Origin of the sequence: Streptomyces sp. NPDC047974 (assembly GCF_040653375.1) — a bacterium.
Classification (GTDB): Bacteria; Actinomycetota; Actinomycetes; order Streptomycetales; family Streptomycetaceae; genus Streptomyces.
Genome location: NZ_JBEZNU010000046.1, coordinates 1 through 20682, shown reverse-complemented (window position 1 = coordinate 20682; position 20682 = coordinate 1). Strand labels below are relative to the sequence as shown.

Here is a 20682-nt window from a genome sequence, read left to right as displayed (position 1 = left end):
CCGGTCCGTCCGGGAGGCCGGGGGCCGTATCCGTCCGGAAGGGTGGTACGACATGGCACGAGTACGGTACGGGGCGCGCACCGAGGCGGAGGGCGCCGCCGCCCGGGCCGCCGCGGCGAGGCTCCCCGACATCTGGTCCACGGGCGTGGTCGCCGTCTGGGAGACCGACCCCGACGCGGTGGCGGCGGTCCTGCCGCCGCCGCTCAAGCCCACCGGACGTCCCCTCGTCCGGGTCACCATCAGCAAGGTCGACCTGCCCGGCTACCCGCTGGGCGCCGGCTCGTTCTCGGTGGCCGCCGCCCACGGCGCCGTCGAGGGCTGGTACCCGCTGGTCATGCCGATGACCCACGAGCGGGCCCTGATCGGCGGCCGCGAGGTCTTCGGAGAGCCGAAGAAGCTCGGCGAGGTCGTCGTGGAGCGCGACGGGCTCGTGGTGGGCGCCCGGCTCGCCCGGCACGGCATCGCCTTCGTCGAGGTCCGCGGCGCCGTCTCGGGGCCGCTCCCGCTCCCCGAACCGGTCGAGAAGACCGACTTCTACTTCAAGTTCCTGCCCGGCGTGGAAGGTTCCGGCTTCGACGCCGACCCGGTCCTCGTCCACTGCGTGCGCCACGAGAAGGTCAGGAAGCTGGAGCGGATCACCGGCGACGTCGTCCTGCGCGAGTCGATGTACGACCCCGTCGCCGACCTCCCGGTCCGCCGGCTCGTCGAGATCACCCTCGGCGAGAAGACCTCCGACCAGCGCGGCCGGGTCGCCGAGCGGGTCTCCGCCGAGGCCCTGCTGCCCTACGCCCACCAGCGGTACGACGACCCCGCGCAGATCCTCGACGGCCCCCCGGAAGGAAGCGCCTGATGGAGATCCGGGAGGGACAGGTCGCCGTCGTCACCGGCGCCGCGAGCGGCATCGGCCGGGCCATGGCCCGCCGCTTCGCCGCCGAGGGCCTCGCGGTCGTCCTCGGCGACGTCGAACAGGGGCCGCTCGCCGAGACCGCCGACGAGCTGATGGACGGCGGCGCGCAGATCCTCGCCCGTACCGTCGACGTCGCCGACCCGGACTCGGTACGGGCCTTCGCCGACGCCGCCTTCGACACCTTCGGCGCCGTCCACGTCCTCTGCAACAACGCCGGCGTCGGCTCCGGCGCCGAGGGCCGCATGTGGGAGCACGAGCCCAACGACTGGAAGTGGGCCTTCTCCGTCAACGTCTGGGGCGTCTTCCACGGCATCCAGGCCTTCGTCCCCCGCATGCTCGCGAGCGGCGAACCCGGCCACGTCGTCAACACCTCCTCCGGCGACGGCGGCATCGCGCCGCTGCCCACCGCCTCCGTCTACGCGGTCACCAAGGCGGCCGTCGTCACCATGACCGAGTCCCTCTACGCCCACCTGAAGGCGGAGCACGCGCGCGTGGGCGCCTCCGTCCTCTTCCCCGGGCCCCACATGCTCCGCACCGGCCTGTGGGAGTCGCACCGCAACCGGCCCGAGCGGTACGCCAAGGAGCGCCCGCGCCGCACCCCGTACCGCTCGCTCGACCAGTGGGAGGCCGCCATGAAGGAGGCCGGCCACGAGATCGCCTTCACCCCGGTGGAGGAGGTCGCCGAGCACGTCGTCGAGGGGATCAGGGCCGACCGGTTCTGGATGCTCCCGGCGAGCGAGCACAGCGACCGGCAGATCCGTGCGCGCTCGCGCTCGATGCTCGACCGCTCCGACCCGACCTACCTGGAGAGCTTCATCCTCGACTGACCGGCCTGAGGGGGCTGTGCGCACCATGAGCCATGAGGATCCGTATCTGATCGTCTCGTCCGACTGCCACGCCGGGCTCCCCACCGAGGAGTACCGGCCCTACCTGGAGTCCCGCTTCCACGGCGCCTTCGACGACTTCCTCGCCGGACGCCAGGCCCGCCGGGAGGCCATGACCCGCCTCGGCGTCCGCAACGAGTCCTTCGCGAGCAAGTGGTTCAGCGACCACGAGGAGGGGCTGCGCGGCGGCTGGGACCACGCCCAGAGGATCAAGGAGCTGGACGGCGACGGGGTCGCCGCCGAGGTCGTCTTCCCCGACGCGGACGCCGTCGACAGCCAGACCGCCGCGCCCTTCGGCGTCGGCCTCGGCCTCTCCGGCGACCAGGACCCCGAGCTCGGCATGGCGGGCGCCCGGGCGCACAACCGCTGGCTCGCCGAGTTCGTCGCCCACGACCCGGCCCGGCACTGCGGCGTCGCCCTGCTGCCCGTCACCGCCGACCCGCGCGAGGTCGTCGCCGAGATCCACCGGGCCAAGGAGTCCGGGCTCGGCGCCCTGATGATCCCCTCCATGTGGGTCGACAAGCCGCCCTACCACGACCGTCGGTACGACCCGGTGTGGGCGGCCGCCGCCGAGACCGGCATGCCGGTCGTCACCCACTCCGGCGCCGCGCCCCGCGAGGAGTACGGCGACCACCTCGGCATCTACGTCTCCGAGGTCACCTGGTGGCCCGCCCGGCCGCTGTGGTTCCTGCTCTGGTCCGGGGTCTTCGAGCGCCACCCGGGGCTGCGCTTCGGCGTCGCCGAGTCCGGCTGCTGGTGGCTGCCGAACCTGCTGTGGTTCATGGACCGGCTCTACCTCGGCGCCCACGGCGGCAAGAAGCTCTCGCCCTTCGCGGAGCTGCGCCGCCCGCCGAGCGAGTACCTGGACCGGCAGGTCTTCGTCTGCGCCACCAACACCAAGCGGCGCGAGCTGGCGCAGCGGTACGAGATCGGCGTCGACAACATCCTGTGGGGCTCGGACTTCCCGCACCCGGAGGGCACCTGGCCGAACACCCGGGCCTGGCTGCGGAACACCTTCCACGACATTCCCGTGGAGGAGACGCGGCGGATGCTGGGGCTGGCCGCGGTCGAGGTCTTCGGATTCGATGTCCGAAAGTTGGATCCGATAGCCAGACGGATCGGCCCCACCCCCGCCGACCTCGGCCAGCCCGCCGACCAGACCGCCGTCGAGGCCTCCTGGGCCCGCTCCCGCGAGACCGGACGGCACTGGCTCACCGGCGGCGACTTCCCGGTCATGGGCCCCTCGGCGGGCCCGGACGCGGGGGTGACCCCGTGACCGACCGCCACACCGTGATCTCCGCCGACTGCCACGCCGGCGCCGACCTCCTCGACTACAGGCCCTACCTGGAGCGGCGGTTCCACGACGACTTCGACGCCTGGGCCGCCACGTACGTCAACCCGTACGAGGACCTCCTGGCCGACACCGCCGACCGCAACTGGAACTCCGACCGCCGGCTGCGCGAGCTCGAAGCCGACGGGATCGTCGCCGAGGTCGTCTTCCCCAACACCATCCCGCCCTTCTTCCCCTCCGCCTCCCTCATGGCCCCGGCCCCCACCCGGGAGGAGTTCGAACGGCGCTGGGCGGGGCTGCGCGCCCACAACCGCTGGCTCGCCGACTTCTGCGCCGAGGCCCCCGGCCGCAGGGCCGGCGTCGCCCAGATCCTCCTGAACGACGTCGACGCGGCCGTCCGCGAGATCCGCCGCACCCACGCGGCCGGTCTCACCGGAGGCGTCCTGCTCCCCGGTACCCCGCCCGGCAGCGGACTGCCGGAGCTGTACTCGGAGGCGTACGACCCGATCTGGGCCGTCTGCGAGGAGCTGGACGTGCCGGTCAACCACCACGGCGGCTCCGCCTCCCCGCCCCTCGGCGACGAACCGGCCGCCCGGGCCGTCTTCATGGTGGAGACCACCTGGTTCTCCCACCGGGCCCTGTGGCACCTGGTGTTCGGCGGCGCCTTCCGCCGCCACCCCGGCCTCAAGCTCGTCCTCACCGAGCAGGGCTCCGGCTGGATCCCCGGGGTGGTCGAGATGCTGGACTACTACCACGGGCGGCTCGTCGCCGCGGCGGGCCGGGCGGCGGTCACCGCCGAGTCGAGGTTCGGCGCGGGCCTCGCCGACTCCATGGGCCGCAGCCCCGGCGAGGTCTGGCGGGACAACTGCTTCGTCGGCGCCAGCTTCATGCGCCCCCACGAGGTGCCGCTGCGCGACCGGATCGGCCTCGACAAGATCATGTGGGGCAGCGACTACCCCCACGACGAGGGCACCACCCCCTACTCGCGCGAAGGGCTCCGCCTCGCCTACGCGGGCCTGCCCCGCGAGGAGGTCGCGGCCATGGTCGGCGGCAACGCGGCCCGCGTCTACGGCTTCGACCTCGCCCTCCTCGACCGGCTCGCCGCCGTCCACGGCCCGTCCGTCGAGGAGATCGCCACCCCCCTGGAGAAGGTCCCCGAGGGCGCCACCAGCCCGGCCTTCGCCCCGGGCGGGTCGGTCCGCGTCTGGTGACCCGGGGGGTGCGACCCTCCAGAGGTGACCGCACCCCCCGCGCACGAACCCCACGGCGGCGCCCTCGGCTCCCGGCTCAACTGGCTCCGCGCCGCCGTGCTCGGGGCCAACGACGGCATCGTCTCCACCGCCGGCCTCGTCGTGGGCGTCGCGGGCGCCACCGAGTCCCAGGCCGCGCTGCTCACCGCGGGCCTCTCCGGCCTCCTCGCGGGCTCCCTCTCCATGGCCGCCGGCGAGTACGTCTCCGTCTCCGTCCAGCGCGACTCCGAGACCGCCGCCCTCGCCACCGAGAAGCGGGAGCTCCACGAGAGCCCCGAGGCGGAGCTCGACGAACTCACCGCGCTGCTCACCGCCCGCGGCCTCACCCCCGACGTCGCCCGCGAGGCCGCCGAGCAGCTCACCGAACGCGACGCGCTCAGGGCCCACGCGCGCGTGGAGCTGGGCATCGACCCCGACGACCTCACCAACCCCTGGCACGCGGCCTGGGCCAGTTTCCTCGCCTTCACCGTCGGCGCCCTGCTCCCGCTCCTCGCGATCGTCCTGCCGCCCGCCTCCAGCCGACTGTGGATCACCGTCGCCTCGGTCCTCGCCGCGCTCACCCTCACCGGCTGGTGGTCCGCGCGCCTCGCCGCCGCCCCCGCCCCGAGGGCCACCCTCCGCACCGTCGCCGGCGGCGCCCTCGCGATGGCCGTCACCTACGCGGCCGGCTCCCTCCTGGACGTGGCAGGCGTCTGACCGGGCCGGATCCTTGTCGGAAGCCGCCAAAGCCCGCTGACGAACCGTCTCGCATACTTGTCGGTAACAGCGTCTAGCCGGGCGCCGAGGGCGGGCCTACGGTCGAGGTCTCCCCCCTTCCGGCACCTGGAGCCCTCCGCGTGACCCCGCTCTCCCGTACCCTGCTCGGCGCCTTCGTCCTCGCCGCCGCCGTCGACCTCGGCTCCCTGCTCGCCGGCGCGGACGCCGGCCACCTGGCCGCCAAGCCCCTCCTGATGCCGCTGCTCGCCGCGTACGCAGCCACCAGGGGCGCCCCCAGGCCGCTGCTCGCGGCGCTCCTGTTCGGCTGGGGCGGCGACGTCCTGCTGCTCCTCGACGCCGAGTGGGCCTTCCTCGCCGGCATGGGCTCCTTCGCCCTCGGCCACCTCTGCTACCTGCGGCTCTTCGGTACGCGCCGCACCTCGCCCGCCCTCGGCGCGCTCTACGCCCTCGCCCTCGCCGGCACCCTCACCGCCCTCTGGCCCGGCCTCCCCGCCGACCTGCGGATCCCCGTCGCCGGCTACTCCCTGCTGCTGACCGCGATGGCGTACCGTTCCTCCTCGCTCGGCGTCCTCGCCGGCACCGGCGGCGCGCTCTTCCTGCTCTCCGACACCCTCATCGCCACCGGCATCGCCGACCTGCCCCAGCTGCCGGCCCCCGACTTCTGGGTCATGCTGACCTACATCGCCGCCCAGTACCTGCTGACCGCGGGTGCCCTCCAGGCGATGTACGGTGCACGCCGAGAACACGGCACAACCAGCTGACCCGGACGAGGAACCATGCGCGCCACCACCATCCACGCCCCCTTCGACATGCGCGTGGAGGAGGTGCCCGACCCCGTCGTGAAGGACCCCACGGACGTCGTCGTGCGCGTCCTGCGCGCCTGCATCTGCGGCAGTGACCTGTGGGCCTACCGCGGCGAGTCCGCCCGGCAGCCCGGCCAGCGCATCGGCCACGAGTTCCTCGGCACCGTCGAGGCGACCGGCTCCGAGGTCCGCGGCCTCAAGCCCGGCGACCTCGTCGTCGCCCCCTTCGTCTGGTCCGACGGCACCTGCGACTACTGCGCCGAGGGCCTCCAGACCTCCTGCCCGAACGGCGGCTTCTGGGGCTCGGCCGGCTCCGACGGCGGCCAGGGCGAGGCCGTCCGCGTCCCCTTCGGCGACGGCACGCTCGTCAAGCTGCCCGCCGACGCCGCCTCCGACGACCGTCTGCTGACCGCGCTGCTCGCCCTCTCCGACGTCATGGGCACCGGCCACCACGCCGCCCTCGGCGCCGGCGTCCGCCCCGGCTCGACCGTCGCCGTCGTCGGTGACGGCGCCGTCGGCCTCTGCGGCGTCCTCGCCGCCAAGCGGCTCGGCGCCGAGCGGATCATCGCGCTCGGCCGCCACACCGCCCGCACCGACATCGCCCGCGCCTTCGGCGCCACCGACGTGGTCGCCGCGCGCGGCGAGGCCGCCGAGGCCGCCGTCCGCGAGCTCACCGGCGGCCAGGGCGCCCACGGCGTCATCGAGGCCGTCGGCACCGAGCAGTCCATGCGCACCGCCGTGAACATCACCCGCGACGGCGGCTCCATCGGCTACGTCGGCGTCCCGCACGGCTCCGGCACCGGCCTCGACCTCTCCGTCATGTTCGACCGGAACATCGCCCTGCGCGGCGGCGTCGCCCCCGTCCGCGCCTACATCCCCGAACTCCTCGCCGACGTCCTCGACGGGACCATCGACCCGTCCCCGGTCTTCGACCTCACCGTGGGCCTCGACGGCGTCCCCGGCGGCTACCGGGCCATGGACGAGCGCACCGCCCTCAAGGTCCTCGTCACGCCGTAGGGCCCGTCCGGCGGATCAGGCCCCGGCCCACACCGGGGCGTCCGCCCCCGCGACGCCCGGCGGGCGGGTCCAGCCCGCCGGGCCGCCCTCGTACGCCACCGGCGACACCGCGTGCCGCAGCCGCCCGAGCGGGCCCTCCGACTCCGCCAGGTACCGCTCGGGGTCGTACCGCGGCAGACCGTGCGTCAGCCAGTGACCGGTCTGCGCCAGCGACAGCCGGACCAGCCGGCCCCCGCCGTCCCGCTCCCGCTCCGTCAGCGACCGCAGCACCGCCGCCGCCAGCAGATACCCCGTCCCGTGGTCGAGGGCCTGCGCCGGCAGCGCCCCCGGCTCCTCCGCGGACCCCTCCGCGACCGCGATGCCCGTCGCCACCTGCACCAGGCTGTCGAAGCCGCGCCGGCCGCCCCACGGCCCGTAGTCGCCCCACGCCGACAGCCGGGCCGTCACCAGGCCCGGCCGCTCCAGGCCGTACCGTTCGAGCGCCCCCGGCCGGTAGCCCGTCACCAGGACGTCCGCCGCGTCCAGCAGCTCGTCGAAGGTCCGCCGGTCCGCGCGCCGGTCCAGGTCGAGGGCCGCCGTCCGCTTCCCGACGTCCGCGTCCGCGTGCTGGTCCGGCAGCTCCGGACTGCCCGGCGGGTCGATCCGCAGCACGTCCGCGCCGAGCAGCGCCAGCGTCCGCGTCGCCACCGGGCCCGCGATCACCCGGGTCAGGTCCAGGACCCGCGGCGGACCCGGGCGGCGCCGCGGCGGGGCCTCGTCGAGCCGCTCCCGGCTCAGCAGCGGCCGCGCCGCCACCTCCCGGCCCTGCGCGTGCCCCGCCCACTCCGCGGGCGTCCGCAGCGCCACCGCGAGGCCCCCGGAGCCGTACACCGCCGTCTCCACGTCGACGGCCCGCCGCCCGCCGATCGCCTCCGCCACCGCCTCCACCGAGTCGGCCGCGCCCAGCGCCGCGAGCAGCGCGGCCTTGTGGTGCGGGTAGTTGGCGTGGGTGCGGACCCAGCCGTCGGCCGCCCGCCAGAACCGCGACAGCGGCGCGAAGCTCACCGGCGCCCGTCCGTCGACCCGCAGATGACGCTCGCTCACGAAGGCGGTGGCCACCGCCCCGTCGTCCACCCGTACCGGCCCCGCCACGCGCGCGTGCTCCACGGCCGCGAGCCCGCAGACCGCGACCGCCGCCCGCGCCAGGTCCATCACCGGCAGCCGCGCCGGGAGCAGCCCCGACACCCCGCCGAACTCCACCCGTCCGACCAGGGCGGGATCGCCGCCCAGGGCCGACCACAGTGCTTCCGTACCGCTCCGAACCGTGCTGTCCATACCCGCACTATGGCACTGAGTGCCACCTCGCGACACGAAAGGGCCCCGGTGCGGCCGACCGCACCGGGGCCCGATCACCTCAGGACGTCACCGCTTGCGGACGGCGTCCAGCGCGTCGACGACACCGGCCCCGTAGAAGCCGTTCTTCTCCTTGCCGCCCTCGCAGACGGCGTCGACCTTGCCGTCGCCGTTGATGTCGTACGGGTTGGTGCAGGCGCGCTCGTCGGCCTGCGCGTACAGCAGCGCCTTCAGCGCGGCCGGGCTCGCCTTCGGGTGCGTCGACTTCAGGAGCGCGAGCACACCGGCGGCGTGCGGCGCCGCCATCGACGTGCCGCCCTTGTAGTCGTAGCCGCCCTTGTGCACGGTCGAAAGGATCAGACCGTTGATGGCCGGGGCACCCGGGGCCTGGTACTCGGTGCGGTCACCGCCGGGGGCGGCGACGTCGATCACGTCGAGACCGTAGTTCGAGTACGACGCCTTCAGGTCCTTCGCGCCGGTCGCCGAGACCGTCACGACGCCCGGCAGCTGGGCCGGGTAGTCGAGGCACACGCTCGGGTCGATGACCCGCTCGCCCGGCACGGTGTCGTTCGGGCTGGACTTGTCGAGGATCGTGTCCGCGGCGAGGTCGAACCGGGAGTTGCCGGCCGCGGCCACGTTGACCGTGCCCTTCTTCTCCGCGTACCGGGTCGCCCGGGTGACCGCCTCGATGAGGGCCTTCTGGTCCTCGTCCGTCTTGCAGGCGAACATCCACGGGTCGGTGTAGTAGCTGTTGTTCGTGATGTCGACGCCGTTCTCGGCCGCCCACACGAAGCCGCAGACCACGGCCTCGGTGTAGAAGAAGCCGTCCGGGGTGGACACCTTGATGCCGGCGAGCTTCACGCCCGGGGCGACACCCGTGATGCCCTGGCCGTTCTTCGCGGCGGCGATGGTGCCGGCCACGTGGGTGCCGTGGTCGGACTCGGCCAGCGAGGGGCGCCACGAGCCGGGGGTGGTGTCCGGCTTGCCGGAGACGCAGTTGGCGGAGGCCTTCGCGTCGAAGTTCGGCGCCAGGTCCGGGTGGAGGTCGTCCACACCGGTGTCGATGACGCCGACCGTCACCCGGCTGCTGCCGAGGGTCTTCTGGTGCGCCTTGTCGGCCTTGATGGCCGGGATGTCCCACTGCAGCGGCTCCAGCGGCTCCTGGTCGCCGGTGGCGGTCGCCGCGGCGGCCAGCGCCTCGGCCGCCGTCAGCTTCGCGGTGTCGCCGCCGACCGAGTCGTCGCGCTGCACGGAGAGCGGAGCGGTACGCGTCGCACCCGCCGACACCACGCCGCGCGCCGTGCGGATGGTCTGCGCGAACGCCGGGTTCTGCGAGTGGACGACGATCACGCCTATCTGCTCGTAGGCGATGACGACCTCGCCGCCGGCGGCGGCTATCGCCTTCTTCACCGAGGAGGCCGTCCAGCGGCCCCCCTCGATGTTGACGACGTACGAGAGCTTCTCGCCCGTCGTCGCGACGGTGGCGGCCGCCGGAGCGTCACTCGTTTCCGCGGCGGAGGCGGCGCCGGAAGGAAGGAAGCCGAGCGAAGCGGTGAGCGCGAGACCAGCAGGCAGAGCGAGTACTCGGCCGCGCCTCGATCCCAGATGAGCCATGGGTTCTCCACATCATCCGTATGTACTGCTCCACGCGCGGGGTTGCGCGTGGGCAGGTGCATGACGAGTGAAGCTATCGCTGATCTTCCCTGCTCATCAATGAGTTGAGAAGACGGGATGAAGATTCCGGGGAAGAAATCCACTCGCCTGAACCACTTCGCTTCCGGCTCCGTGCCGTTGAGCAGGGGAGGGGCTCCAGTCGGCGCCCTTGCTCCCGCACCCCCCAGGTGAGGCCCCCTTGACCATGCCGTCCGCCCCCGCGTCACGAGGAGAGTCCGTGGCTACCGAAGCACCGCCGCCGCCGAGAGAGGGCGCCGGGACCGACACCGGTCCCGCCCGGCCCACCACGGAGCAGTTCGTCGAGGTCCAGCGGAGCGAGGAGTTCGGCGAGCTCCGCCGCACCTACCGCTCCTTCGCCTTCCCCCTGACGGTCGCCTTCATCACCTGGTACCTGCTCTACGTCCTGCTCTCCAACTACGCCGGCGACTTCATGGGCATCCGGCTGTTCGGCAACATCAACATGGCGCTCGTCCTCGGCCTCGGCCAGTTCGCCACCACCTTCCTCATCGCCTGGCTGTACTCCCGCCACGCCGCGCTCCGTCTCGACCCCAAGGGCGAGGCCATCAAGGCCCGTATGGAGGGCGACGCATGAGCTCCCTCGCCACCGCCCCCGCGCTGCTCGCCGCCGGAAACGCCACCGCCGAGCACCGGCCGCTGATCATCGGCCTCTTCGCCGCCTTCGTGATCGCCACCCTCGCCATCACCGTCTGGGCCGGCCGGCAGACCCGCAGCGCCGCCGACTTCTACGCCGGCGGCGGCCAGTTCACCGGCTTCCAGAACGGCCTCGCGATCTCCGGCGACTACATGTCCGCCGCGTCCTTCCTCGGCATCTCCGGCGCCATCGCCCTCTACGGCTACGACGGCTTCCTCTACTCCATCGGCTTCCTCGTCGCCTGGCTCGTCGCCCTGCTCCTGGTCGCCGAACCGCTGCGCAACTCCGGCCGCTTCACCATGGGCGACGTCCTCGCCTACCGGATGCGCCAGCGTCCGGTCCGCACCGCGGCCGGCACCTCCACCATCGTCGTCTCGATCTTCTACCTGCTCGCCCAGATGGCCGGCGCCGGCGTCCTCGTCTCGCTGCTCCTCGGCATCACCAGCGACGGCGGCAAGATCGCGATCGTCGCCCTGGTCGGCGTCCTGATGATCGTCTACGTCACCATCGGCGGCATGAAGGGCACCACCTGGGTGCAGATGGTGAAGGCGGTGCTGCTCATCGCCGGCACCCTCCTCATCACCTTCCTCATCCTGCTGAAGTTCGACTTCAACCTCTCCAGCCTGCTCGGCGCCGCCGCCACCAACAGCGGCCACGGCGAGGCCTTCCTGGAGCCCGGCCTCAAGTACGGCCTCACCGAGACCTCGAAGCTCGACTTCCTCTCCCTCGGCATCGCCCTCGTCCTCGGCACCGCCGGCCTGCCGCACATCCTGATCCGCTTCTACACGGTGCCGACCGCCAAGGCCGCCCGTAAGTCGGTCAACTGGGCCATCGGCATCATCGGCGCCTTCTACCTGATGACGATCGTCCTCGGCTTCGGCGCCGCCGCCCTGCTCAGCGGCGACGCCATCAAGGCGTCCAACAAGGCGGGCAACACGGCGGCCCCGCTCACCGCCCTGGAGGTCGGCGGCGGTGCCGACTCCACCGCCGGCGCGATCCTCCTCGCCGTCATCTCGGCCGTCGCCTTCGCCACCATCCTGGCCGTGGTCGCCGGACTGACCCTCGCCTCCTCCTCGTCCTTCGCGCACGACATCTACGCCAACGTGATCAAGCGCGGGAAGGCCACCGAGCAGCAGGAGATGCGGGCCGCCCGCTGGTCCACGGTCTTCATCGGCATCGTCTCGATCGCCCTCGGCGCCCTCGCCCGCGACCTCAACGTCGCCGGCCTCGTCGCCCTCGCCTTCGCGGTCGCCGCCTCGGCCAACCTGCCGACGATCCTCTACTCGCTCTTCTGGAAGAGGTTCACCACCCAGGGCGCGCTCTGGTCGATCTACGGCGGCCTGGTCTCCTCCGTCGTCCTCGTCCTCTTCTCCCCGGTCGTCTCCGGCGGCCCGGCCTCCATGTTCAAGGGCGTCGACTTCCACTGGTTCCCGCTGGAGAACCCGGGCCTCGTCTCCATCCCGCTCGGCTTCCTCCTCGGCTGGCTCGGCTCGATCCTCTCCAAGGAGGAGCCGGACCAGGGCAAGTACGCCGAGCTGGAGGTCAAGTCCCTCACCGGCGTCGGTACCGCGGCCGCCGTGAAGCACTGACCGCACCGCATCCGGTCGTATACGGTCCGCAACGAGTCGCCGGCCGCGTCGTAGAGTTCTACGACGCGGCCGGCGCCGTCCTCGTGACAATCGGTCCGTGCCCGATGTCCGACCGGTCGCGTAGGCTCGAAAAAAGAAGCGAACCTGGAGAAGGGGAGGGGGATCTGTGCTCCTCGACACGTACGGCCGAGTCGCCACCGACCTGCGCGTTTCCCTCACCGATCGGTGCAATCTGCGCTGCACCTACTGCATGCCCGAAGAGGGACTGCAGTGGCTGGCCAAGCCGGATCTGCTCACCGACGACGAGATCGTCCGGCTGATCCGGATCGCCGTCACCGACCTCGGGGTCACGGAGGTCCGCTTCACCGGCGGCGAGCCGCTGCTCCGCCCCGGCCTCGTCGGGATCGTCGAGCGCTGCGCCGCCCTGGAGCCCCGCCCGAAGATGTCCCTGACGACCAACGGCATCGGGCTGAAGCGCACCGCCACCGCCCTCAAGGCCGCGGGCCTCGACCGGGTCAACGTCTCCCTCGACACCCTGCGCCCCGAGGTCTTCAAGACCCTGACCCGCCGCGACCGCCACCAGGACGTCCTCGACGGCATGGCCGCCGCCCGCGAGGCCGGCCTCACCCCGGTGAAGGTCAACGCCGTCCTGATGCCGGGGCTCAACGAGGACGAGGCCCCCGACCTGCTCGCCTGGGCGATCGCGGAGGAGTACGAGCTCCGCTTCATCGAGCAGATGCCCCTCGACGCCCAGCACGGCTGGAAGCGCGACGGCATGATCACCGCCGGGGACATCCTGGAGTCCCTGCGCACCCGCTTCACCCTCACCCCCGAGGGCTCCGAGGAGCGCGGCTCCGCCCCGGCCGAGCGCTGGGTCGTCGACGGCGGACCGCACACGGTCGGCGTCATCGCCTCCGTGACCCGCCCCTTCTGCCGGGCCTGCGACCGCACCCGGCTCACCGCCGACGGCCAGATCCGCACCTGCCTCTTCGCCACCGAGGAGACCGACCTGCGGGCCGCGCTCCGCTCGGAGGCCCCGTCCGCATCGGATGCAGCCGTCGCGGAGCTGTGGAAGAAGGCGATGTGGGGGAAGAAGGCGGGCTCGGGCCTGGACGACCCGAGCTTCCTGCAGCCCGACCGCCCGATGTCAGCGATCGGCGGCTGAGCCGGGGTCCTCCTCCGCGGGCTCCCACTCGGCGAAGGGCACGACGTCCTTCAGGAAGCCCCGCACGCCCAGGAACTGCGACAGGTGCTCGCGGTGCTCCTCGCAGGCGAGCCAGGTCTTGCGCCGCTCGGGCGTGTGCAGCTTGGGGTTGTTCCACGCGAGGACCCAGACGGCGTCGGCGCGGCAGCCCTTGGCGGAACAGATCGGCTTCTCTTCGCTCACCTGATCATTGTCCAGCAAGGGCGATGCCGAGCAGCCACGGGGGGAGCTGCCCGGCATCGGTCCGTCGCTCCGACGGGGGATGCGGAGCGCGTACGCAGTATGTCACGGCACCCTGGGTGCGGTGCACCGGAACCTCGTGATTGATCTGAGCTTTTCTTGAGGTTCCCGACGGCCTTGTCGTGACGTTCCGTCACCGGGGCGGGTCGGCCCCGATCAGCCCTGCCCGTGCGGGCGTTCCGCTCCGGATTCCGCTCCGCCGTCGCCCGTGCCGAGGGCGGGACGCACCGGCGAGCTCAGGAAGGTCGAAGGGAGCGAGGGCGCGGACTCCCGGCCCGCGTTCGCGATCACCACCGCGATGTACGGCAGCAGCACCCCGAGCGCGAGCGCCACGACCGCCACGTGCCGTTCCACGTTCCACAGCACCGCGGCCGCGATCACGGAGAGCGTCCGCACCGACATGGAGATGATGTACCGCCGCTGCCTGCCCCGGACGTCGTCCGCGAGCCCCTGCCGGGCCCCGGTGATCCGGAAGACCTCGGGTTCCGCCCGCTTCCGCATCGCGTTCCACCACCCGCCGCTCGTGCCGGAGCCTCCCCGGTCCGGACCTCGGACCACCGTACGCCCACGTTCCCGGGCCGACGAGACCGGGGCACGTCCGGCGGCGTCCGACATGCGCCGTATGGCCGCCGGGTCGAGACTGGGGGGCACATGCGCACGAGGAGGCGGACATGAGTTGGTTGTGGGCGATCATCGTCGGATTCGTCCTGGGTCTGATCGCGAAGGCGATCCTGCCGGGCAAGCAGCAGATCCCGCTCTGGCTGACGACGATCTTCGGCATCCTGGGCAGCATCCTGGGCAACGCGGTCGCCGGCTGGATCGGCGTCGAGGACACCCGGGGCATCGACTGGACCCGTCACCTGCTCCAGCTCATCGGCGCCGTGGCCGTCGTCGGCGTCGGCGACATGGTCTGGGCCTCGCTCAAGGGCAACAGACAGCGCGCCTGACGCGGGCGCGGGACGCACCGGAGGCCCGGTACGGCGACTGCCGTACCGGGCCTCCGGCGTCCGTCGTGCCCGGCGGTCAGCCGGTGTACTCGATCGCCGCCAGGTTCTTCTTGCCGCGCCGCAGCACCAGCCACCGCCCGTGCAGCAGCTCGCCGGCCTCGACGACGGCGTCCTCGGCGGTCACCTTCACGTTGTTCACGTAGGCGCCGCCCTCCTTCACCGTGCGCCGCGCGGCCGACTTGCTCGCCACCAGGCCGACCTCGGCGAACAGGTCCACGACCTGGCCCAGCTCGCTCACGCGCGCGTGCGGCAGCTCGGAGAGCGCGGCGGCCAGCGTCGGCTCGTCGAGCGCGGCCAGCTCGCCCTGCCCGAACAGCGCCTTCGAGGCGTCGATGACGGCCGCGCACTGCCCGGCGCCGTGCACCAGCGTGGTGAGCTCCTCGGCGAGCGCCCGCTGCGCGGCCCGCGCCTGCGGCCGCTCGGCGGTCTGCGCCTCCAGCTCCTCCAGCTCCGCGCGGGACTTGAAGGAGAGGATCCGCATGTACGTCGAGATGTCGCGGTCGTCCACGTTCAGCCAGAACTGGTAGAACGCGTACGGCGTGGTCATCTCCGGGTCCAGCCAGACGGCGCCGCCCTCGGTCTTGCCGAACTTGGTGCCGTCCGCCTTGACCATCAGCGGGGTGGCGAGCGCGTGCGCCTCGGCGCCCGGCTCCAGGCGGTGGATCAGGTCGAGCCCCGCCACCAGGTTGCCCCACTGGTCGGAGCCGCCCTGCTGGAGCGTGCAGCCGTACCGCCGGTACAGCTCCAGGAAGTCCATGCCCTGGAGCAGCTGGTAGCTGAACTCGGTGTAGCTGATGCCCTGCTCGGACTCCAGGCGGCGGGCCACGGAGTCCTTGGTCAGCATCTTGTTGACCCGGAAGTGCTTGCCGATGTCCCGCAGGAACTCGATCGCCGAGAGCCCGGCGGTCCAGTCCAGGTTGTTCACCATGACCGCCGCGTTCTCCCCCTCGAAGGAGAGGAAGGGCTCGATCTGGGAGCGCAGCCGGTTCACCCAGTTCGCGACCGTCTCCGGGTCGTTCAGGGTGCGCTCGGCGGTCGGGCGGGGGTCGCCGATCTGGCCGGTGGCCCCGCCGACCAGCGCCAGCGGCCGGTGCCCGGCCTGCTGGAGCCGGCGGACGGTGAGCACCTGGACCAGGTGGCCGACGTGGAGGCTGGCCGCGGTCGGGTCGAAACCGCAATAGAACGTCACGGGACCGTCCGCGAGCGCCTTGCGCAGGGCGTCCTCGTCGGTGGACTGGGCGAAGAGCCCACGCCACTTCAGCTCGTCGACGATGTCCGTCACGGTCGTCAGTCTCCTCGGATCGTTGCTTGCAGACAGCCCAGTCTAGGCGGGTCAGACGCCCTTGCTGACCGAGCTCATGTTGAAGTCGGGCACCCGCAGCGCGGGCATCGCGGCCCGGGTGAACCAGTCGCTCCACTCGCGCGGCAGGGTCCGCTCCGTCCGGCCCGCCTCGGTGGCCCGCGACAGCAGGTCCACCGGGGACTCGTTGAACCGGAAGTTGTTGACCTCGCCGACCACCTCGCCGTTCTCCACGAGGTAGACGCCGTCCCGGGTCAGGCCGGTGAGCAGCAGCGTCGCCGGGTCGACCTCGCGGATGTACCAGAGGCAGGTGAGCAGCAGCCCGCGCTCGGTGGCGGCCACCATCTCCTCCAGGGAGCGGTCGCCGCCGCCGTCCAGGATGAGGTTCCCCGCGCCGGGCGCCACCGGCATGCCGGTGAGGCCGGCCGTGTGCCGGGTGGTGATCAGCCGGTCGAGCGCGCCGGCCCGCACCCACTCCACCGGGCCGACGGGCAGGCCGTTGTCGAAGACCGACTCGTCGTCCCCGGAGGCGTGCGCGATCACGAAGGGCGCGGACTCCAGGCCCGGTTCGTTCGGGTCGCTGCGCAGGGTCAGCGGCAGCGGCGAGAGGGTCTCGCCGAGCCGGGTGCCGCCGCCGGGCCGGGAGAAGACCGTACGGCCCTCCACCGCGTCCCGGGCCATCGACGACCACAGCTGGTAGATCAGCAGGTCGGCGACGGCTGTCGGCGGCAGCAGCGTCTCGTACCGGCCGGCCGGCAGCTCGATCCGCCGCTCGGCCCAGCCGAGCCGGACCGCGAGCTCGGCGTCGAGCGCGGCCGGGTCGACGTCCTTGAAGTCGCGGGTGGAGCGTCCGGCCCAGGCGGAGCGCGCGCGGTCGGGCGACTTGGCGTTCAGCTCCAGGGTGCCGTTGGGCTGGTCGTGCCGCAGCCGCAGCCCGGTCGAGGTGCCCAGGTAGGTGGAGGTCAGCTCGTGGTTCGCGAAGCCGTACAGCTCCCGGCCGCCGGCGCGCGCGCGTGCGAAGGCCTCGCCGAGCGCCGGCGCGAAGTCGGCGAAGACGGCGGAGGAGGTCTCGGCGGGCGCGTCGGTGAAGTCGGGGGAGGAGGGCACGCCCTCGACCAGCGGCTGCGCGTCCTCGGCGGGCCCGGCCGCCCGCGCCGCCTCCTCGGCGGCCCGCACCAGCGGCTCCAGGTCCTCGGCGGTCACGGCCGAGCGGGACACGACGCCGGAGGCGGTGCCCTCGGCGCCGTCGACGGTGGCGATCACGGTGAGGGTACGGCCCCGGGTCACGCCGTTCGTGGTGAGCGCGTTGCCCGCCCAGCGCAGGTTGGCCGAGGACTCCTCGTCCGCGATGACGACACACCCGTCCGCGCGGGACAGTTCGAGCGCCCGCTCGACGATCTCGTACGGCTTGCTGACGCGGCTCATCGACCGGCCTCCTGCGTGGTGTTCAGGATGTTGACGCCCCGGAAGAGGGCGGAGGGGCAGCCGTGCGAGACGGCCGCGACCTGGCCCGGCTGGGCCTTGCCGCAGTTGAAGGCGCCGCCGAGGACGTACGTCTGCGGGCCGCCGACCTGCTCCATCGAGCCCCAGAAGTCGGTGGTGGTGGCCTGGTACGCCACGTCCCGCAGCTGCCCGGCCAGCCGGCCGTTCTCGATGCGGAAGAAGCGCTGGCCGGTGAACTGGAAGTTGTACCGCTGCATGTCGATCGACCAGGACCGGTCGCCGACCACGTAGATGCCCCGCTCGACCCCGCCGATCAGGTCCTCCGTCGACAGACCGCCCGGGTCGGGCTGGAGCGAGACGTTCGCCATCCGCTGCACGGGCACGTGCCCGGGGGAGTCGGCGAACGCGCAGCCGTTGGACCGTCCGAGGCCGGTGAGCTTCGCGATCCGCCGGTCCAGCTGGTAGCCGACGAGCGTGCCGTCCTTCACCAGGTCCCAGGACTGCGCCTCGACGCCCTCGTCGTCGTAGCCGATGGTCGCGAGGCCGTGCTCGGCCGTGCGGTCACCGGTCACGTTCATCACCGAGGAGCCGTACGCCAGCTTGCCCAGCTGGTCGAACGTGGCGAAGGAGGTGCCCGCGTACGCCGCCTCGTAGCCGAGGGCACGGTCCAGCTCGGTGGCGTGGCCGATCGACTCGTGGATCGTCAGCCAGAGGTTCGACGGGTCGACGACCAGGTCGTAGCGGCCGGCCTCGACGCTCGGCGCCCGCATCTTCTCGGCGAGCAGCTCCGGGATCTCCTCCAGCTCCTTGTCCCAGTCCCAGCCGGTCCCGGTGAGGTACTCCCAGCCCCGGCCGACCGGCGGCGCGATCGTCCGCATCGAGTCGAACTCGCCGGTGGTGCCGTCCACGGCGGTCGCGGTGAGCTGCGGGTGGAGCCGCACCCGCTGCTGGGTGGTGACGGTGCCCGACGTGTCCGCGTAGAACTTGTTCTCGAAGACCGTGAGCAGCGAGGCGTCCACGTGTGCCACCCCGTCGGCCCGCAGCAGCCGCGCCGACCAGTCGGCGAGCAGCGCGCTCTTCTGCTCGGCCGGTACCGAGAACGGGTCGATCTCGTACGAGGAGATCCACACCTTGTCCTCGTGGACGGGCTCCGCCGCCAGCTCCACCCTCTCCTCGGAGCCGGCCGCGGCGATGACCTGCGCCGACAGCTTGGCCATGGCGACGGCCTGCGAGGCGACCCGCGCCGCCCCGTCCATCGTCAGGTCGACCCCGGAGGCGAAGCCCCAGGCCCCGCCGTGCACGACCCGCACCGCGTAGCCGAGGTCGGTGGTGTCCGACGAACCGGCCGGCTTGGCGTCCCGCAGCCGCCAGGCGGCGGAGCGGACCCTTTCGAGCCGGAAGTCGGCGTGCTCGGCGCCGAGCGCCCGCGCCCGCGCGAGCGCGGCGTCGGCGAGCGCCCTCAACGGCAGGGCATGGAAGTGTGGGTCGATCTGATGGACCACGAGCGGCCTCGCTCTCTGCGTGACGGGAACCTGCTGCGGCGGACGGGCAACCGGAAGTGAATCACGCCGAGCCGCGTCCACCGGCACATTTTCCCCGTACGGGAGGCGGCGGCCCGGGCGGTTTTCCGGTGCGCGCGTCTGTAGGGATCCGACAGTGCCACCCGCGCGCCACTGTCGGAGGCCGATTCTTCATGGGCTGGGCGGTACCGATAGGTTTTCGGGGTACCAGACCGCTGATCGAAAGGGTGATCCGTTGAGCCGCTCGGTTCTCGTCACCGGAGGAAACCGGGGCATCGGCCTCGCCATCGCCCGCGCGTTCGCCGAGGCCGGCGACAAGGTCGCGTACACGTACCGCTCGGGCGAGCCCCCGGCCGCGCTGACCGAGCTGGGCTGCCTGGCCGTCAGGTGCGACATCACCGACGGCGAGCAGGTGGAGCAGGCGTACAAGGAGATCGAGGAGAAGCACGGCCCGGTCGAGGTCCTGGTGGCCAACGCCGGCGTCACCCGCGACACCCTCCTGATGCGCATGTCCGACGAGGACTTCACCGCCGTCGTCGACACCAACCTCACCGGCACCTTCCGGGTCGTCAAGCGCGCCAACCGCGGCATGCTGCGCGCCAAGAAGGGCCGCGTCGTCCTGATCTCCTCGGTCGTCGGTCTGCTGGGCTCCGCGGGCCAGGCCAACTACGCCGCCTCCAAGGCCGGCCTGGTCGGCTTCGCCCGCTCGCTCGCCCGTGAGCTCGGCTCGCGGAACATCACGTTCAACGTCGTCGCGCCGGGCTTCGTCGACACCGACATGACCGCCGTGCTCACCGACGAGCAGCGCGCGGGCATCGTGTCCCAGGTGCCGCTGGGCCGCTACGCGAAGCCGGAGGAGATCGCCGCCACGGTGAGGTTCCTCGCCTCCGACGACGCCTCGTACATCACTGGAGCCGTCATTCCGGTTGACGGCGGATTGGGCATGGGTCACTGATCACCATGAGCGGAATTCTCGAGGGCAAGCGCATCCTCATCACCGGTGTGCTGATGGAGTCCTCCATCGCCTTCCACGCCGCCAAGCTGGCCCAGGAGCAGGGCGCGGAGATCATCCTCACCGCCTGGCCCCGGCCGACGCTGACCGAGCGCATCGCCAAGAAGCTCCCGAACCCGGAGAAGGTCAAGGTCCTGGAGCTCGACGTCTCCAACGACGAGCACCTCGCGCGCCTGGAGGGCCAGGTCCGCGAGCACCTCGGCGACCGCCTCGACGGCGTCGTGCACTCCATCGGCTTCGCCCCGCAGGACGCCCTGGGCGGCAACTTCCTCAACACGCCGTTCGAGTCCGTCGCCACCGCCATGCACGTCTCGGCCTTCTCCCTGAAGTCCCTGACGATGGCGCTGCTGCCGCTGATGAGCGAGGGCGGCTCGGTCGTCGGCCTCACCTTCGACGCCAAGTTCGCCTGGCCGCAGTACGACTGGATGGGCCCGGCCAAGGCCGCCCTGGAGGCCACCAGCCGCTACATGGCGCGTGACCTGGGCAAGCAGGACATCCGCTGCAACCTGGTCTCGGCCGGCCCGCTCGGCTCCATGGCCGCCAAGTCCATCCCGGGCTTCGGCGAGCTGGCGAAGGTCTGGGACAGCCGCTCCCCGCTGTCGTGGGACCTCTCCGACCCGGAGCCGGCCGGCCGCGCCATCGTCGCGCTGCTCTCCGACTGGTTCCCGAAGACCACGGGCGAGATCGTCCACGTCGACGGCGGTCTGCACGCGATCGGCGCCTGACCGCGCCCGTACCGCACCGGCCGGGGCCGGGCGCCGGGTCCCTTCCGGGACCGGCGCCGTCGAAGGCGGCGAGCCAGCGGGCGGGGCGCTCGACGGTGTCCTGGACCGGCGCGAG

20 protein-coding genes are annotated in these 20682 nt (G+C 72.6%); 13 read left to right on the top strand and 7 right to left on the bottom strand.

Going from position 1 to position 20682, the window contains the following annotated elements:
* Nucleotides 1-52 precede the first annotated feature (52 nt).
* The 7 genes from AB0E19_RS35490 (at nt 53) to AB0E19_RS35460 (ending at nt 6869) form a co-directional block, all read left to right on the top strand.
* On the top strand, nt 53-850 hold the full coding sequence (locus tag AB0E19_RS35490) for an acetoacetate decarboxylase family protein (protein ID WP_362188267.1): 798 nt from the start codon (nt 53-55) through the stop codon (nt 848-850).
* Nucleotides 850-1734: an SDR family NAD(P)-dependent oxidoreductase gene (locus AB0E19_RS35485; protein ID WP_362188264.1), complete on the top strand. Its 885-nt coding sequence runs from the start codon at nt 850-852 to the stop codon at nt 1732-1734. Before AB0E19_RS35490 ends, AB0E19_RS35485 begins: the two co-directional genes overlap by 1 nt.
* Nucleotides 1735-1759: 25 nt before the next feature.
* A complete protein-coding gene (locus AB0E19_RS35480) occupies nt 1760-3067 on the top strand; it encodes an amidohydrolase family protein (protein ID WP_362188261.1) in 1308 nt (435 codons plus the stop codon).
* The gene (locus tag AB0E19_RS35475; protein ID WP_362188258.1) at nt 3064-4293 is read left to right on the top strand and encodes an amidohydrolase family protein; all 1230 of its coding nucleotides are present in this window, start codon (nt 3064-3066) and stop codon (nt 4291-4293) included. The genes AB0E19_RS35480 and AB0E19_RS35475 overlap by 4 nt, the downstream gene beginning before the upstream one ends.
* Nucleotides 4294-4317: 24 nt before the next feature.
* Complete coding sequence (locus tag AB0E19_RS35470; RefSeq protein WP_362188255.1) at nt 4318-5028, top strand: VIT family protein; 711 nt, start codon at nt 4318-4320, stop codon at nt 5026-5028.
* A gap of 140 nt (nt 5029-5168) precedes the next feature.
* Nucleotides 5169-5810, top strand: coding sequence for a lysoplasmalogenase (locus tag AB0E19_RS35465; protein WP_362188252.1), 642 nt, complete (start codon nt 5169-5171; stop codon nt 5808-5810).
* 15 nt (nt 5811-5825) lie between these two features.
* On the top strand, nt 5826-6869 hold the full coding sequence (locus AB0E19_RS35460) for a zinc-dependent alcohol dehydrogenase family protein (RefSeq protein WP_362188249.1): 1044 nt from the start codon (nt 5826-5828) through the stop codon (nt 6867-6869).
* A gap of 15 nt (nt 6870-6884) precedes the next feature.
* Here AB0E19_RS35460 and AB0E19_RS35455 read toward each other — a convergent pair whose 3' ends face one another.
* Both AB0E19_RS35455 and AB0E19_RS35450 read right to left on the bottom strand, forming a co-directional pair.
* Entirely contained in the window at nt 6885-8183 is a 1299-nt protein-coding gene (locus tag AB0E19_RS35455) for a CoA transferase (protein WP_362188246.1), read from the bottom strand.
* An 87-nt stretch (nt 8184-8270) separates the two neighbouring features.
* Entirely contained in the window at nt 8271-9815 is a 1545-nt protein-coding gene (locus AB0E19_RS35450) for a S8 family serine peptidase (protein ID WP_362188243.1), read from the bottom strand.
* A gap of 277 nt (nt 9816-10092) precedes the next feature.
* Between AB0E19_RS35450 and AB0E19_RS35445 the strand changes: the two genes are divergently transcribed.
* From AB0E19_RS35445 to moaA, 3 genes are all read left to right on the top strand, one after another.
* On the top strand, nt 10093-10467 hold the full coding sequence (locus AB0E19_RS35445) for a DUF485 domain-containing protein (RefSeq protein ID WP_362188240.1): 375 nt from the start codon (nt 10093-10095) through the stop codon (nt 10465-10467).
* Complete coding sequence (locus tag AB0E19_RS35440; RefSeq protein ID WP_362188237.1) at nt 10464-12116, top strand: cation acetate symporter; 1653 nt, start codon at nt 10464-10466, stop codon at nt 12114-12116. Before AB0E19_RS35445 ends, AB0E19_RS35440 begins: the two co-directional genes overlap by 4 nt.
* A gap of 166 nt (nt 12117-12282) precedes the next feature.
* Nucleotides 12283-13281 carry a GTP 3',8-cyclase MoaA gene (moaA, locus tag AB0E19_RS35435; protein WP_362188234.1) on the top strand — a complete coding sequence of 333 codons (999 nt, stop codon included), beginning with the start codon at nt 12283-12285 and terminating at the stop codon, nt 13279-13281.
* Here moaA and AB0E19_RS35430 read toward each other — a convergent pair.
* Together AB0E19_RS35430 and AB0E19_RS35425 are read right to left on the bottom strand one after the other, a co-directional pair.
* Nucleotides 13264-13503, bottom strand: a complete 240-nt coding sequence (locus AB0E19_RS35430; protein ID WP_360610952.1) for a hypothetical protein — start codon at nt 13501-13503, stop codon at nt 13264-13266. The genes moaA and AB0E19_RS35430 overlap by 18 nt on opposite strands.
* A 213-nt stretch (nt 13504-13716) precedes the next feature.
* Nucleotides 13717-14061 carry a DUF3099 domain-containing protein gene (locus AB0E19_RS35425; RefSeq protein ID WP_362188230.1) on the bottom strand — a complete coding sequence of 115 codons (345 nt, stop codon included), beginning with the start codon at nt 14059-14061 and terminating at the stop codon, nt 13717-13719.
* Between the two features lie 170 nt (nt 14062-14231).
* Here AB0E19_RS35425 and AB0E19_RS35420 point away from each other — a divergent pair, with 170 nt between their 5' ends.
* Nucleotides 14232-14507: a GlsB/YeaQ/YmgE family stress response membrane protein gene (locus AB0E19_RS35420; protein ID WP_351108013.1), complete on the top strand. Its 276-nt coding sequence runs from the start codon at nt 14232-14234 to the stop codon at nt 14505-14507.
* Between the two features lie 76 nt (nt 14508-14583).
* On the opposite strand, the gene tyrS is transcribed toward AB0E19_RS35420, so the two are convergent.
* Genes tyrS through AB0E19_RS35405 form a run of 3 tightly spaced genes read right to left on the bottom strand, consistent with a single transcriptional unit; the run spans nt 14584 to nt 18812 of the window.
* Nucleotides 14584-15849, bottom strand: a complete 1266-nt coding sequence (tyrS, locus tag AB0E19_RS35415; RefSeq protein ID WP_362188226.1) for a tyrosine--tRNA ligase — start codon at nt 15847-15849, stop codon at nt 14584-14586.
* Nucleotides 15850-15900: 51 nt separating this feature from the next.
* On the bottom strand, nt 15901-17292 hold the full coding sequence (locus AB0E19_RS35410; RefSeq protein ID WP_362188223.1) for a metallopeptidase TldD-related protein: 1392 nt from the start codon (nt 17290-17292) through the stop codon (nt 15901-15903).
* Complete coding sequence (locus tag AB0E19_RS35405; RefSeq protein ID WP_362188220.1) at nt 17289-18812, bottom strand: TldD/PmbA family protein; 1524 nt, start codon at nt 18810-18812, stop codon at nt 17289-17291. The genes AB0E19_RS35410 and AB0E19_RS35405 overlap by 4 nt, the downstream gene beginning before the upstream one ends.
* A gap of 253 nt (nt 18813-19065) precedes the next feature.
* Here AB0E19_RS35405 and fabG point away from each other — a divergent pair, with 253 nt between their 5' ends.
* The gene (gene fabG / locus AB0E19_RS35400; RefSeq protein ID WP_360610964.1) at nt 19066-19785 is read left to right on the top strand and encodes a 3-oxoacyl-[acyl-carrier-protein] reductase; all 720 of its coding nucleotides are present in this window, start codon (nt 19066-19068) and stop codon (nt 19783-19785) included.
* Nucleotides 19786-19790: 5 nt separating this feature from the next.
* A complete protein-coding gene (gene fabI, locus AB0E19_RS35395; RefSeq protein WP_362188216.1) occupies nt 19791-20567 on the top strand; it encodes an enoyl-ACP reductase FabI in 777 nt (258 codons plus the stop codon).
* Nucleotides 20568-20682 lie beyond the last annotated feature (115 nt).

Coding starts and splice junctions, on each gene's coding strand:
- AB0E19_RS35490 (WP_362188267.1), top strand. CDS start 53: ATGGCACGAGTACGGTACGGGGCGCGCACCGAGGCGGAGGGCGCCGCC.
- AB0E19_RS35485 (WP_362188264.1), top strand. CDS start 850: ATGGAGATCCGGGAGGGACAGGTCGCCGTCGTCACCGGCGCCGCGAGC.
- AB0E19_RS35480 (WP_362188261.1), top strand. CDS start 1,760: ATGAGCCATGAGGATCCGTATCTGATCGTCTCGTCCGACTGCCACGCC.
- AB0E19_RS35460 (WP_362188249.1), top strand. CDS start 5,826: ATGCGCGCCACCACCATCCACGCCCCCTTCGACATGCGCGTGGAGGAG.
- AB0E19_RS35455 (WP_362188246.1), bottom strand. CDS start 8,183: ATGGACAGCACGGTTCGGAGCGGTACGGAAGCACTGTGGTCGGCCCTG.
- AB0E19_RS35450 (WP_362188243.1), bottom strand. CDS start 9,815: ATGGCTCATCTGGGATCGAGGCGCGGCCGAGTACTCGCTCTGCCTGCT.
- AB0E19_RS35440 (WP_362188237.1), top strand. CDS start 10,464: ATGAGCTCCCTCGCCACCGCCCCCGCGCTGCTCGCCGCCGGAAACGCC.
- AB0E19_RS35425 (WP_362188230.1), bottom strand. CDS start 14,061: ATGCGGAAGCGGGCGGAACCCGAGGTCTTCCGGATCACCGGGGCCCGG.
- AB0E19_RS35420 (WP_351108013.1), top strand. CDS start 14,232: ATGAGTTGGTTGTGGGCGATCATCGTCGGATTCGTCCTGGGTCTGATC.
- AB0E19_RS35410 (WP_362188223.1), bottom strand. CDS start 17,292: ATGAGCCGCGTCAGCAAGCCGTACGAGATCGTCGAGCGGGCGCTCGAA.
- fabI (WP_362188216.1), top strand. CDS start 19,791: ATGAGCGGAATTCTCGAGGGCAAGCGCATCCTCATCACCGGTGTGCTG.